Annotated in this window: 8 protein-coding genes; 3 read left to right on the plus strand and 5 right to left on the minus strand. The window is 48.9% G+C overall.

Annotated elements, in window-relative coordinates:
• The first annotated feature begins 11 nt into the window (after positions 1 to 11).
• From VMT62_12645 to VMT62_12655, 3 genes are all read left to right on the plus strand, one after another.
• Positions 12 to 1,403 (plus strand): MmgE/PrpD family protein, encoded by a 1,392-nt coding sequence (locus VMT62_12645; protein HVN97269.1) that lies wholly within the window; start codon positions 12 to 14, stop codon positions 1,401 to 1,403.
• A 51-nt stretch (positions 1,404 to 1,454) separates the two neighbouring features.
• Positions 1,455 to 3,881 carry a pyruvate formate lyase family protein gene (locus VMT62_12650; protein HVN97270.1) on the plus strand — a complete coding sequence of 809 codons (2,427 nt, stop codon included), beginning with the start codon at positions 1,455 to 1,457 and terminating at the stop codon, positions 3,879 to 3,881.
• Between the two features lie 135 nt (positions 3,882 to 4,016).
• Complete coding sequence (locus VMT62_12655) at positions 4,017 to 4,775, plus strand: class I SAM-dependent methyltransferase (GenBank protein ID HVN97271.1); 759 nt, start codon at positions 4,017 to 4,019, stop codon at positions 4,773 to 4,775.
• A gap of 688 nt (positions 4,776 to 5,463) precedes the next feature.
• Here the strand turns inward: VMT62_12655 and VMT62_12660 are convergent.
• The 5 genes from VMT62_12660 to VMT62_12680 form a co-directional block, all read right to left on the minus strand.
• Positions 5,464 to 7,173 (minus strand): UvrD-helicase domain-containing protein, encoded by a 1,710-nt coding sequence (locus tag VMT62_12660; GenBank protein ID HVN97272.1) that lies wholly within the window; start codon positions 7,171 to 7,173, stop codon positions 5,464 to 5,466.
• A 10-nt stretch (positions 7,174 to 7,183) separates the two neighbouring features.
• Entirely contained in the window at positions 7,184 to 8,989 is a 1,806-nt protein-coding gene (locus VMT62_12665) for an AAA family ATPase (GenBank protein ID HVN97273.1), read from the minus strand.
• Between the two features lie 659 nt (positions 8,990 to 9,648).
• Complete coding sequence (locus tag VMT62_12670) at positions 9,649 to 10,299, minus strand: hypothetical protein (GenBank protein ID HVN97274.1); 651 nt, start codon at positions 10,297 to 10,299, stop codon at positions 9,649 to 9,651.
• 592 nt (positions 10,300 to 10,891) lie between these two features.
• The gene (locus VMT62_12675) at positions 10,892 to 11,464 is read right to left on the minus strand and encodes a type I restriction enzyme endonuclease domain-containing protein (protein ID HVN97275.1); all 573 of its coding nucleotides are present in this window, start codon (positions 11,462 to 11,464) and stop codon (positions 10,892 to 10,894) included.
• Between the two features lie 749 nt (positions 11,465 to 12,213).
• A complete protein-coding gene (locus VMT62_12680) occupies positions 12,214 to 13,386 on the minus strand; it encodes a reductive dehalogenase (GenBank protein HVN97276.1) in 1,173 nt (390 codons plus the stop codon).
• Positions 13,387 to 13,949: the final 563 nt, after the last annotated feature.

Raw genomic sequence — 13,949 nt, forward strand, 5'->3', positions numbered from 1 at the left:
CGGAGGATAGCATGGACATCATTTTCGAACTAGCTGAAAATATTGCCCGTACACAGTTCGATAATCTGCCGTACGAGGTCGTGGATGTGACCAAGAAATTTGTTCTCGACACGATAGGTAATGCCATCGCAGGCTCAGCTGCATCCGGGTCTTCGGAACTTGTCAGCCAGGTCAAGTCTTGGGGAGGAACTGAAGAGAGCACCGTCCTGACGTTTGGTGGGAGGTTGCCATCAATCCATGCTGCATTTGTGAACAGCTATATGACATTCGCACGGGATTTTGGCGACACTCATATGGCCGGTCGGTCGGGAGTCCATTGCAACGATACCGTGCTGCCAGCATCGCTCGCAATTGCCGAGCAGGAGAAAAAAAGTGGAAAGGACTTCATAACGGCCTTGGCTCTCGGAATCGATCTTGAAGCCCGTCTCGGCATGTCAGTGGATTTCTTCCGTGGCTGGCATACTACTTCCATCTTGGGAGGCTTTGGTGCGGCCGCTTCGGCGGGGAAATTGCTGGGCCTTGACAAGGAGCGCTTGGTCGACGCGTTGGGAATTGCTTACAGCCAGACCCACGGGAACAGGCAGGGGCGCCAAGACGGGGCCGCAAGCAGGAGGCTGCAGGTGGCGTTCGCATCCAAAGCAGGGACGTATTCAGCCCTCCTCGCCAGGGCAGGATTTACGGGCGCCCGAAATATTCTGGAAGGTCAGTGGGGTTTCTACCGTCTCTACAGAGATCCGGCAGTTCCTTTCGATAACGAGACAAGTAAAAAAATCCTGTGTGACGAGTTGGGAAAACGGTTCGAAATTGTCAACCTTGCAGTGAAACCATACCCTTCTTGCGGCGGAACTCACGGCCCAATAGACGCGGCGCTTCAACTTGCGGCGAAAGAACGCTTGGAACCTTCAAATGTGGAGACTGTGACAGTTCACGTCTCAACCACGGTAAAAGAGATTGTTGGTGCCCCGTTCGCGATCAGGGTCAACCCGCAACTTGACGCCCAGTTTAGCATTCCTTACACCGTGGCCGTCGCCCTGGTTAAGGGTAAGGTTACGCTAAAGGACTTTGAGCCCGGCGAAATCAGAGGAAACGCTCGTGTGCTCGAGATGGCAGCAAAGATAAGAGTGGAGGTAGACGAGAAGATACAGTACTTCAAGGGAAAAGGGACCTTGGCTCGAGTGGAGGTCCTCACCAAAGATGGCAAGAAATATTCCAATGAAATAGAAGTTGTGAAAGGCTACCCTCAGAACCCAATGGGTTTCGACGAGGTTGCCGAGAAGTTCCGGCAGTCTGTTGAATACTCGGCAAAGGCCTTGAGGAGGGAACAATTGGAGACTTTGATTGGTTTGATCGCAGAACTTGAGAGAGTCCGCGATGTCTGCGAACTGACAGCGCTGGTCCAATAGCCTGATGGCTGCGGACCTGACGATAGCCGGAAATCGGAAAGGAGGCATATTATGGTAACGACGGTCCAGATTGACGAGATCAACAAGGTAAAGGTACTTACGGACAGGGTAAAGATGAGAAGAGAGGAGTTCATGTCGGCCACTCCTCATCTCGATGCGGAGCGTAGCCACCTGATGACGGAATCGTGGAAGGAAACAGAGGGGGAGCCCCTGGATCTCCGAAGGGCGAAGGCCTTCAAGAGCGTGATGGAGGGCATCTCCGTGGTCATACGGGATGGAGAACTTATCGTCGGCTCCCAATCCAAATATCTTCTGGGCACCCACCCATCCCTCGATTACAATCCTACCACGGTCTTTGAACTGGTGGAAGCCGCCTCCTCCCCGGATGTACCCAAAGGCAGAAAAGCGGTCGTGACGGACAAAGAGAAGGAGAGTTTACTTGCCGACGGTGCATATTGGCAGGGAAGATCGCCTATCAGGGTCATCGACGATGCAGGTGCCGAGGTGTTCGGAGATGAATGGTTTGCCTTGTCAAAGGAGCGCGTTTACACGCGGCCGCACGGCGTCGCCGTCGCGGGGAGACTCCCGAACTATTGGAAGATCCTTTCGAAGGGGCTTCTCGGCATCATCGACGAGGCGAACCAGGAACTCCAGAAGCTTGTTGGGTTAACACAGAGTGATGCAATGGACAGGTACTACTTTCTGCGTGCCGTCGTCATAGCCTGCGAGGCGGTGATCAAGTTTGCCGGCCGACATGCAGAGCTGGCGCTCGCCATGGCAAAAACGGAGAAAGATCCGGTCAGAAAGAAAGAGTTGCAGGAGATTGCCGAAATATGCAGGCGGGTGCCTGCCAATCCCGCCAAGACTTTTCGCGAGGCCCTGCAGAGTAGCTGGTTTGTATATATGGCAATGAATCTGGAGACGGCCGCGTCTCACGAGATCCCTGGAAGGATCGATCAGTATTACTATCCCTTCTACGAAAATGACCTGAAGGAGGGGACGATCACGCGGCAGGAAGCGGCAGAGTTGCTCGGCTTTTTCTGGGTGAAACTGGCCGAAATGGTGGCGGCCAGGGCGAAGGTGGAATGGGAAATATCGGAGACGAATCAGGGACGGCACGTAACAATCGGAGGTGTCGATGCCAATGGAAAAGACGCGAGTAACGAGCTGACTTACCTGGTTCTCGAAACAGCGCGACAGCTCCGAACTGTACAACCCCCCGTCTACCTGCGCTGCCACAAGGGCACTCCGGACGCGTTGTGGATGAAGGCGGCGGAGGTAAACATGGAACGAGGAGACGGGGTCCCGGCTTTTCTCAACGATGAAGCCCAAGTGCCGTACTTTCTCTCAAAAGGACTTACCTACGAGGATGCTCGCGACTGGGCTGCGAACGGATGTGTATACGGTATCGGGAAGAATTTTGTGGGTGACAGGCACATTACGATCAGTCAGGCAAAAATTTTTGAGTTGACGCTCCACAATGGCGTGGATCCAAAAACCGGCAGACAGTTTGGACCAAAGACGGGAGACGTGAGAGATTTCACCTCCCTTGACCAGCTCTACGAGGCCTTCAAGAATCAGTCTGACTATTTTGTTTCTCTTCTTGCCAAATATCACCGGCTCTTTTGGCAGGTACGAAATAAATGCTACAGCCTTCCCTTTCACTCAGCCGTCATTGATGATTGTATCAGCAAAGGACGGAACTATCTTGCCGGCGGGATGCGCTACCCACAGCTTATGTGGGGGTTGAAAGATAGAGGACATCAGAACATAGCCGATTCGCTGGCTGCCATAAAGAAACTGGTCTTCGAGGAGAAGAGAATTACCATGGATAGGCTCCTCCAGGCGATAGACAGGAACTTTGAGGGCGCAGGTGACGAGGAGATTCGACGCATGTGTCTTGCCGCGCCGAAATATGGCAACGATGATGATTACGTGGATGAAATATTCAACGACTTGTGCCTCTGGTCGCAGCGGAGGATTGTGAAAGAAACCCATGCGACGGGTTTTCCCATGCGATCTGGCCGCGGCGGCGCCACAACCCACGCCTACTTGGGCAAAGGGATCGGTGCTTTGCCGGATGGCAGAAAAGCGGGTGAACCTCTTGCAGACGGGACCGTTTCTCCCATGCGAGGTGCCGACTTGAAGGGACCCACTGCCGTCATCAATTCCGCGACCAAGGTAAATCATACAGAGGAGGCAAGCTACAGCCTGTTTAACATGAAGCTCACTCCCACCATGCTCAAGAGTCGACAAGGCTTAAGAAAATTCGTTGCCCTTGTGAAAACGTACTTTGATCGTGGCGGATACCATGTCCAGTTCAATCTTATGGGACAGGAAGCACTCCGGGAAGCGAAAGCACACCCGGAGCAGCACAAGGACCTGCTTGTGCGAGTGGCGGGATACAGCGCCTATTTCGTGGATCTGTCGCCTCAGATTCAGGATGATATCATAGCTCGAACGGAGCATGCGCTGTAGCCGCATCCAAGAGGATTAGGAGTTGCACGGACGGGGCCGACCTGTCCCAACATTGTACGGCATAGGCCCATGGACAGGGACACGGGCATAGTTGGTATGCGAGAGACGGCAGAGGTCTAGTGCAACGTAATCGTTATGGATAGTAAAGAAAGATTTTCGGACAGGGTAGACGCGTACAGGAAATACCGTCCACGGTATCCAGACGAAATTGCAGATACACTAAAGTCTAAATGTAATCTGAATGCGCGCACTGTCGTTGCCGATATTGGTTCCGGAACAGGTATATTTTCCGAGCTGCTGGTTGATCACTGTGACAGGGTATACGCGGTAGAACCGAATCAGAACATGCGACAGGCAGCGCAAGAAAACCTGTCAAAATATACAAATTTCATAAGCATTGATGGAAGTGCTGAAAGTACAAACCTTGCAGCAAAATCAGTTGATATCGTTTGTGCCGCCCAATCGTTTCACTGGTTTGACGAAGAAAAAACACAGCAAGAATTTAGTCGAATATTAAGGGGCGAGAAATGGGTCATCTTAATTTGGAATGACAGGATCGCGCATGGGGACGACTTCAATGCTGCATACAACGATCTACTGAGACAGTTTTTTTCACAAGAACGAAAGGCGAATCGAAAAATGATTAATGAAGAGGTAATCGGCAAATTCTACGGAAGTAGCGGTTGTGAAATATCAACAATGTATAATTATCAAGAACTTGATCTTGATGGTCTTAAGGGAAGATTCTTGTCGTCATCATACACGCCAAAAGAAAGTTCTCGATATCATGCATCAGCGCTTAATAAGCTGAAAGACATATTCCATGAATATCAACAAGATGGTCATGTTGTTATTAAGTATAATACTAAAGTGTATTATGGGAGAATTATATAATACGGATATCGCGGCAATCTGTTTGTTCACACCTCATTCTCGATAAAACGGAGGAACGACATGGGGAAATCAGGTTTCGTATAAAAGTCAACCTCTTTCTGGACAGTCAGCCCCTCTCCGAGCCATGAAGTCTATGCCACTTTGTTTGTCATCAGTTCTGCTCTGCCCATATGGTGACACGTGGTCCCAATGTGATTGGTCTAGGAGGAACTCTCTTCGCGACCCATAGACCACCACCAGACACAGTCCCGAACTTCCGTATTTCGATATATCTCATAACACTTCCTCAGGCGGACGGCAGCAAAAAACCCGCTATTTCTAACGGGTTTTTGTACCACTTCGGATTTTATTGATCTATCAATTTGGTGGAGGCGGCGGGAATATAATTGCCTGTTCATAGTATTGATATATTTAAGTTTTATAATTCATTTTATTTCTTTATACCCCCACAAATACCCCCATGTTTTCTCTCCACGAAGAAGGCTCATCAAGAGTCTCCTTATGTAGAAAAACCGAAAGTTTCTTCTATTGAGATACAGCTTACTACGAATCCAAAGGTTTTAGTCTTTAGGGCGCGTTCTTGAAAACAGAAACAGGGTTGTAATCAGTAGGATCGTATTGAGTATCGATTGATGCACCCCCGGTAGCGGTCATGGGTCGCAGAAGTCGAGCACTTTTATCTGTAGGGCTAATTGATTATCATGGTGGTCAGTTGTGTATTGTTGTGTAAGAGAGCGAAGAGTTGTGGTGGTGCGGAGGCCATATATAGAATTCGAGCATCATAGCGCGCACGGGTCAGTCCGACATACAGAAGTCTTCGCCCGTCTACTTCCGACTCACCAGCGGAATAGAACTTCTCCTTCGGCATTGCGACCAGCATGACATAATCGAACTCTTTTCCTTTTAATTTGTGCGTTGTGGTCACAACCCTACCCCTGATCGGTTTCGCCCGCTGTAGAACAGATTGATGAAGCCCAATGTTATTTAGCTTCCATTTCAAACGACCCAACTGTTCCTCAATCTTACCTTCGTTGCAAGTGCTGGCCAGATCACAGAGAAATCCAAAGCGTTCTTTTGTTTCAGGACTTCTCAATTTATTCGCAAGGGGGGCTATCTTGGTTGAAAGTTGGTTAAGCAGGAAGATAGATTCACTTATGACATCGAAACAGGAAGATCGAACCTGCCTCCATCCGATAAGCGTCTGACTCACGATCTTGGCAGTATGTTTAGGGGCTAGTTCTCCAGATAGTATAGCCTCAGGATCAAATAGTAATTTTACGGCCCCACTTGCTCTGTCGATGTCCTCGGGTGACACCAGCACACCGATCATTCTCATGGAGATTTTGACATCTTCTTCCCGTCTGAGTGCTATCCAAAAGGCAAGATGAATAGTAAGATCATCGAGCGATTGGTCGTGATCTGATTCTAAAAGGGCACATGAATAACTCTTTTCAATTTTGCCGCCTTTCTTTGCGAGTTCCGTTCTTATTAAGCCTACTGTTTGGTTGGCATAAGTGGCAATCGCCACTGTGGGCATGTCTGTAAACCCTCTTTTTCGGTAATCATCGTAGAACTCTTTAAGTACACGCTTTAACCAATAAGCCCGAGCATTTGGGCCAGGATAGCCTCTCAAAAAGCGCTTGCTCCAACCGAAAGCTCTGTCCTCCGCTAAGGCGTTATCTAAGATAGCTTCTGCAAAATCCAAAAGTTCGTGCTCATTGGTTCTGAGACATTTCTCTTGCAATGAGTAGACTTTTGCTTGCCTTTGCTCAATAAACTCATCCAGCCTAGTGTCCCTGGCACCCCTGAAGCGATGAATCATTTGGTCAGGATCAGCTAAACAACACAGGCGGCTGAACGATGTAAGGAGTTTTATGAATTTCCATTGTTGGTCATCGGTGTCTTGAAATTCATCTATTATAACCACTGGATATAAGGAAGACAAAGCTTGGCGTAAACGAACGCTTCCGAGCAATTGGGTAGCGAGAGGAGCGAAACAATCATATGTTATACCCCCTACTGCGCAGGCAAGGAATCGGGGCAAATTCTCGCTGTCAGAGCACACTCCGTAGCTTGCTGCCTTTGACTTTGTGTCCCATACCAACTGTAACTGGCGTGGCAAGCCAGCATAGCGGCCGAAATTCTGTAACAACGACCACATAAAGGAATGATATGTTGCGATGTCAATGCGGGATCTTGTGGCTTCTTCTAACAAGCTTCCACTCGCCGTGGATATCTGATACACAGCGTTACGAGAAAATGTTAAAAAGAGAATTCTTTGCGTAGGACCGATCATTCCACGTCGTATAAGGTTCTCGGCGAACCAAAGAGCGACGGTTGTCTTTCCTCTTCCTGGTCGAGAGGTGACAAGGAAAGCCGAGTCTTGACAGTCGATCACTCTTTCCTGCTCAACTATCGGCTTTCGCATCAAGATTAACCCTGCGTGAACTGCACTGGCCAGAGCAGATCAGTGTAAGTTTATCGATTAAGACAACGATCAGATCGGAGATCTCAGAGTGTGGGATGAATTCAGCAAACTGGCGGTGAGCTAGTCTCTTTTTCAGAAATCCCACGATATCGGCCTTTTGCCCATCGAAGCCTTTCTCGCTTGTTCTCGAGTCTTGGAAGTACGTTTCTCCCATGTCCGTCACGTCAGCTATATAGTTTGCTGCTGTTTCGGCAGTAATTTTCATCAAAAGGACCTTCTCGATGGCAGTCCCGGCTGGCCAGAAAAGCACACAATCGCATTCACGTTCAATTTTCGTGTCTTCCGAGGCGCTGCCTTTTTCCCTGTCGGCTAGGCCATAAACCGGCTTACCCAATGCCTTAAAATAGGGAGCTATTTTAGAAATTTCCGCTTTTGAGTCACACGGAAAAACACCAATGCTGAGGCCATCTAAATCAAAGGGCCTTCCAGGACTCGCGCTCACCTTGCGAATGAGCACCGGAACGGCTTCCCGATCGGTTGGCCCTTCAACAAGCAACACTCTAGATGAAAAGAGACAATCAAGAAAATCGGATGGGTGATAGGCTCTTACGCGGCGGACGGACTTGATTGTGCCAGCCGAAAGGTTCCGACTTGGGCTAGGCAAGGTGGGACGAACTTGGCTTGGCTCTTCCTTTCCTGCAGTCATTAAGAAAAGATGCTTCTGCTCGATTGCCTGGGCAATGTGAACCGAGTGGGTCGTTATGAAAGTCTGGCGGTGACTTCTTACCAAATCGCTCGCCAAGCTCCTTTGCATATCGGGATGCAGACTAATCTCCGGTTCTTCAATCGCGATGATGCAGCTTCCTTTACGCGCAGCCAGCATCCGAAGAGTTGCCAACGTTATGATCTGACGTGCTCCCATTCCTTGATTAGCCACCGGGTACGGTCGAGACGAACCCTGCGGCAATACAAACGCCTTGAGAATATTCATCACATCGTAGTGTCCTAATTCAGAGACTTCGAAACTTAGTTTCCGGCTAGCGTTTGGGTCGAGTGCAAGCATCACCTCTACACGTAATTCTATTTCTTTTATAAGTTTTTCAAAATCCTCGTTATCAAAAAGGTGGTTTCCGGCTCCCCGGGTGTGCTCGACTATCTTTCCCAGTTCTTCGTCAAGGACAATCTTGTCAGCACGAAGGGCTTTGTCTAAAGCAGAGTAGCGCGTGAAACTAAGGGCCTTGTCGACGTTCCTCTCTGCGGGTATTAAGAAGAAACCTACCTTTTCCCTCTCAGATCTGCTACATATTCTTTGTCCCTGTGGATCGTCCGAAGAGTATTTCGGATAAAACCATCGATACACAACATCTTTTTCTTTCTCATCAAATTTTGCCTCGAATCCAATTCGAAGCGCAAACAGGTTTCTGGGGTCGTCAAGAACCGCGATATTACCTGAATCTTCTATGATCTTTTGGTCCCTCTCATCCCATAGCTCTGTCTCGTCCAGAAAATAGTTATGTTCCTCTTGCAGCTCGTAAACTAGTGTCACTTCAATTTGTATGGATAGAGGTTTACCCTCGTTGTCTCGAATACGGCCTTCAAAGAAGTCCGCCTCGTCGATAGGCTTGTACCTCCTTCCTACATCAGGATCTAAAACCAAAGCCAGTGCGTTGAGGAGGGTGCTCTTGCCCACATTAACCTGGCCTATGATGACGTTATGGTTGGAAGGGACGAATTCGAGATCCCGTATACACCGATAATTAGTGATTTTGATCCGTTTGATTTGCATCAGTTGCTTCCTCGGACTATCGAATCCTCTCCCACCGTTACTACTTCATTCTCCTGCAATACAGACGTGATTACAAGTATAAAATTATCGACCCGACAAAAGATACCACTCGAAAAAGTTAGACGCTTTCTGATAAATAGGAATTTGCACTTCAGGAAGGATTGGTTGACAAAGTAGTTCGTGATGAGGAGTTCCGTGACTTTCTTCTTTGTCTGGGCGCCGGGCATCGAGTAAGAAGTATCCACTTCCCGGACGCTAAACTACTTAAAAAGAGATCGGATTTCGGATACGTTGTTGATCGAGTGATAAACTCCCCGGAAATGCCGGAGAGGGGCGAACCGGGCCGGGAGAACTAGAATCGGCCAAAGATGTCCTGTCCTCGTTGTAGCAGTTCCCATAATTATAATATGTAGATTGTCAGATACTTTTGACCCCCTTTTGTCAAATAGGATTGACTCCTCGTGTCGGCGCGCAGCGTTTCGCGATGAGTAGTACAAGAAAGACAAGATAGTGGCCGAATAATGGGTCGGTAGGCTATGGGAATACGAAAATAAAGAAGGGCCTCTCAATATTGGACATCTGCAAAAAAAGGGGGGGCAAAAACGATGACGATCTATAGTCAATTTTACTTGACAAAAAAGGAGCAAAAGTATCTTACGTCATTTAACGACTAAGTGACGGCGCATCTCAACATCATCATCGCTCCAGCCTCCATCCCAAGCGATCTTAATGTTGATCGGTTCCGATTGGCCGTTGTCGGCAATCGCGACCACCTCTACTAAGATCTCTTCGTTGGCACCAACATATCCAGCAAAATTGTTTGGCACAACGTACGGTGTGAGAGCGAATGACCTCCCTTGCATTATATTGCCCAAATCGCATACGTCGTCAGGGCCGATTGACGATGTTTGTGGGTGGAATGCAGGAAACTGCCAGGTAAGTTGGAGCGGACCACTAAAAGATCTATCCACTGGCCTACCACCCACCTTGAGTTGCAATATCTTCGTAAGCATTACCCGCACGTTGCGAGCAGGGGCACCCTTTCGATCATTAGTCACCCTCAAATGGTAATACCGTACTGGAGCACCATCGCTCGATGGATTGACTTCTCCCGTGGAATTCAGGACGAAGAGCCTCAGTTTGGGACCAGACCACTTCGACCGGATACGATCACCCCAGATTGCGATAAAAGCAAGGAAAAGCGTAGCCACCCAAGCCGCGATTTGAATGATCAGGCTCCAAGTTTCGTACGACGTCATTCCTCCGTCCCCTTGACTGATCAGACGCCGAAAAACTTCGTACCAGTTCATTCCCCTGGCCTCCTATGATACATTTTTGGATCACTCTCTTTTGTTCTCCCCTTTGCAAGAGAGGGATTACCGCTGCACCTCAACAGGCAGAGTCAGATCGGCTAAACCTTCATCAAATGAGGGGGTCGGCCCCTCAGCAAGAAACTTTATGAGGTGCTGCGCCGTGACACAGCTTCACCCCGGTCGTCTCGTGCTTTCCGTCCCGTGAGAGAGAAAGCTACGAAGTCTCTCACGTAGGGAACAAATAATTTTCTCCAGACTTTTGTAATTTATTTTCCTCCAGTTTTGCCTCTTCTTCGCTCAGGCACGCAAGCGTACAGTACTGGATATCGGCTATGTGGTTCAAAATGTATCCACGCTTCAGTTGATTCCGTCTTGTCCCGGTTCCCAACGGTACGGGAAGGAGGGACGTCATCCGGTGTGCAACATTCTTGCTCCTTCCAAAGAGAACCCATTCCCCGGTTCGTTTATTTCTCAGTTTATATACACCTGGGCCTATGGGGGCGTTAAGATATTCTTGTTTCTTTGGGTTTGGGAAAGATAGCCATTCAGACCAGTGTGCCATGAACACCTCCGAGAAAGTTGCGGGCTTTTACGCTGCCCACTTCATCTTTCTCAATGAATACCCGTAGATCAGATCGTATACATTGTCGCGCTTAATTTGAAATAACTCCTTGTCGTAGCTCTCCGGCAAGGCCTTGTCCAATACTTTTTCAACCGCAGTCTTTACTTTTTCTTGTGTCTGGCTATCTTTGTACCAGTCCTGAACAAGGACCTTGGGCTTTCCCCTGGTCAGTCTCTCAAGGAGTGACTTCGCGGCGAGTTTTACTTTCTGGGTCTCGTCTTTTGTCATCTTTTCCTTCTTCAAGATGTCGAAGATTTCTAACTCGTCTTCCGACAAACCCTCACGGGCAGCTCGTTCTTCCTCGTCTTTTAAAGACTCGGTAAACTTCACAAGCTCATCGAAATAGTTTTCCGTGGAAGAGCCACCCGCGTTGTATCTGTCGATTATCTCCTGTAGCTTTTGGGCAAAGTCGGCCCGTGTCGAGTTCCGGGCGATCATCTGTTCTATCTTGCCTTCGATAAAGGCCCTCAGATCGGCAATCTCAATGTTCTTATATTCCTTCGTCTTGAAATCCTCTTTCAGCTTTTGAAAATCGAGCATTGGCCCGAAGCGTGTCCGCCGATTTCCAAAGTGTTTCTTCGAGCTTCTTCAGTTCATCTGCGTTCACTTTCAATTCCCATATTGTGCGGATAAAATCATCAAACTTGAAAGGTGAGCTTTTGAATCACTAATCTTCCTTTACGTTGGCCCATCAGCATCATTGCTTTTTCTAATGGTATCAGACACAAAGGGTGAATGCAAGGGATTAAAGATTCTCTATGACCTAGAATTCGGTTAAAGATTACCTTCTACTAACCAACAAGGAGGATAGAGCATTAAACAGATACCTGAAGAATCTATTGACACGACAAAAAAGAGGTTTATATTGACCACTTCCCCCAAATCTATTTCTAATCCTTGCTAGTTTCAGGAGCATTCTCTTTCCTGCCCGCTTTCTCGCTCGCAGTTCTCGCGCGTATTCAATAGTTTTCATGAAATTGACGAATTGCACGTCCGTCAACTCTGACCGTCTGTGAAACTTTGTATGGGATTGCTGAGAACCTTCGCACCGAAACCTCGAGATAACCATCAACCGTTGCGCGGTTTCGATCTCAGATCGAAAACTCAATGGATCTAGGAAGAGAAATAGATACTTCCTATCTTCCATCATTTTGTCTAATATTTCCATTTCCCATCGCAAGGAAAAAAGCCGCTCTATAGAGCATTGTTGGGTTTACACTGGACATAAGAGCATATTTTGTCCAATAACTTTTGATTATTTTTTCAACCCCCGTGCGCGCTTTGTCCCATCATGTTCTTCTTTCTCTCACTTCAGGCATTGTAAGAATCCCGTCTCCGTGCACGTCTTCCAAATCGAACCACCACTTCTTGCTGTAATCCGGTTTGCCATATCCCATCAGATCGTCACCCCGGATGGCGAGGCTTCGTGCCAGCGACGACTTCCGCATTGCCCAGCCCACGGCCCGGTGAAAAGGAGTGTAGGGTTTATTCCAGGGACAAACTTTTATGCACGTCCCACAGCCTGAGCCTTTCTGGTTCCCCACCCGCATCTTAGTGCACTTCTCAACATCCGTAGGCCATTTCTCATACCCATTGTACATCTCCTTGCCGCCATCGGAGAGCGCACCTCCGGAACATTCCCGGGCACACTTCTTACATTTCGAGCAGAAATCCTGCAATCCGAAATCGATGGGTTTGTCAGGTGCAAGGGGAAGATCGGTGGTCACCACCGCTCCCTTGAACCGGGGTCCGAGGAACGGATGTACGATGCAATCCCCGATCCGGGACATTTCCCCCAACCCGGCCCACAGGAGAATCGGAGGCAGCACGACCTGATAGTTTGCTGCGTAATGAGCTCTCGCCGGGTAGCCGAGCCGCCGAATGTACTCAGCGAGGATTATGGCGATGAACCCTGAGTTGGAATAGGCGAGCATGCTCATAGCATTGCTTATCCAGTCATGCCCTGTAAAAGCCTCGGCAGTCCTCCAGTCCTGATCGATGAGAATCCCGATGGCGTATTTATGGTTCAGCTCGACCGGAATCCCATTTGAGTCCGGGTTCTTGGGATCGAAATTATGGGAGTAGACAGCATAAGGAGGGAGCTCGCAGACCCCGACGGCATCGGCCCTGAGAAAGTACGCGGCCTCCTTGATATGCCGGGTGAGGAGAACCGGATCATCGGGAATCGGGGCCTTGTGGGCTGCGACCATCCCGTCCACGAGGGGCACCATCTTCCCCATCATCCAGTTCTCGGCGCCCGACATAGGGTGTTTCGGCACAAAACGGCCTACTTCCCTCTGAAGGGTGGAGCCATACAGTCCTCTGCGAGCCTTCATGAAGCCCGCATCCGATTGACTTACCCTCTGAACCTTTTCATCCTGAATCGTTGTCGTGGGTCGATCGACCCGTGTAAGTTTTTGCACGGGAAAAGGGTCGAGACTACGTTTGTGATATCCGCTCATACGCAACCTCCTCGTTGAATTCGCCCTGTGAAGGCACCTTGGTTTTGATAACTCTCGCGGGCCATTCTCCCCTTACATGAGCAGCTTCGATAACAGGTGACAGGCGAGGAGATGACCACTCTCGATCTCTACAAGAGGAGGCTCATGTTCCCGGCAGTGGTCCATATGCTGTGGGCACCGGTTATGGTGACCTGCCTCTCTATGATGGTTTGTCTTCTGGTATCCATTCTCCCGTAATTGAAGCTGGATTTCAAGGAGAAAATGGTCGATCCGACTATCGATTACCCCTTGAAATCTTCACAGCTTCGGAAGAATTGCGGGTGGAGGGCTTCAGGAAGGAAGCGAATGTGCGTTCCACCTACAATTAGAGCATCCAACCTTTTTGGTCGGGTTGTGGATTACGCAAAGAAACTTTCTCTTCGATGCTCTCAACGGGCACAGTGTGTTATTTTGTGGAACACACCTGTGCGTAAGTGTACAGAAACGTGCACCCGGATGCAGACACTCCAAACCGCTTGCCCACCCGACATCCGCAGATTGCCGAATATTTGGACAAGGGCATT

It is taken from the genome of Syntrophorhabdaceae bacterium, assembly GCA_035541755.1.
In the GTDB taxonomy this organism is placed as follows: Bacteria; Desulfobacterota; Syntrophorhabdia; order Syntrophorhabdales; family Syntrophorhabdaceae; genus PNOF01.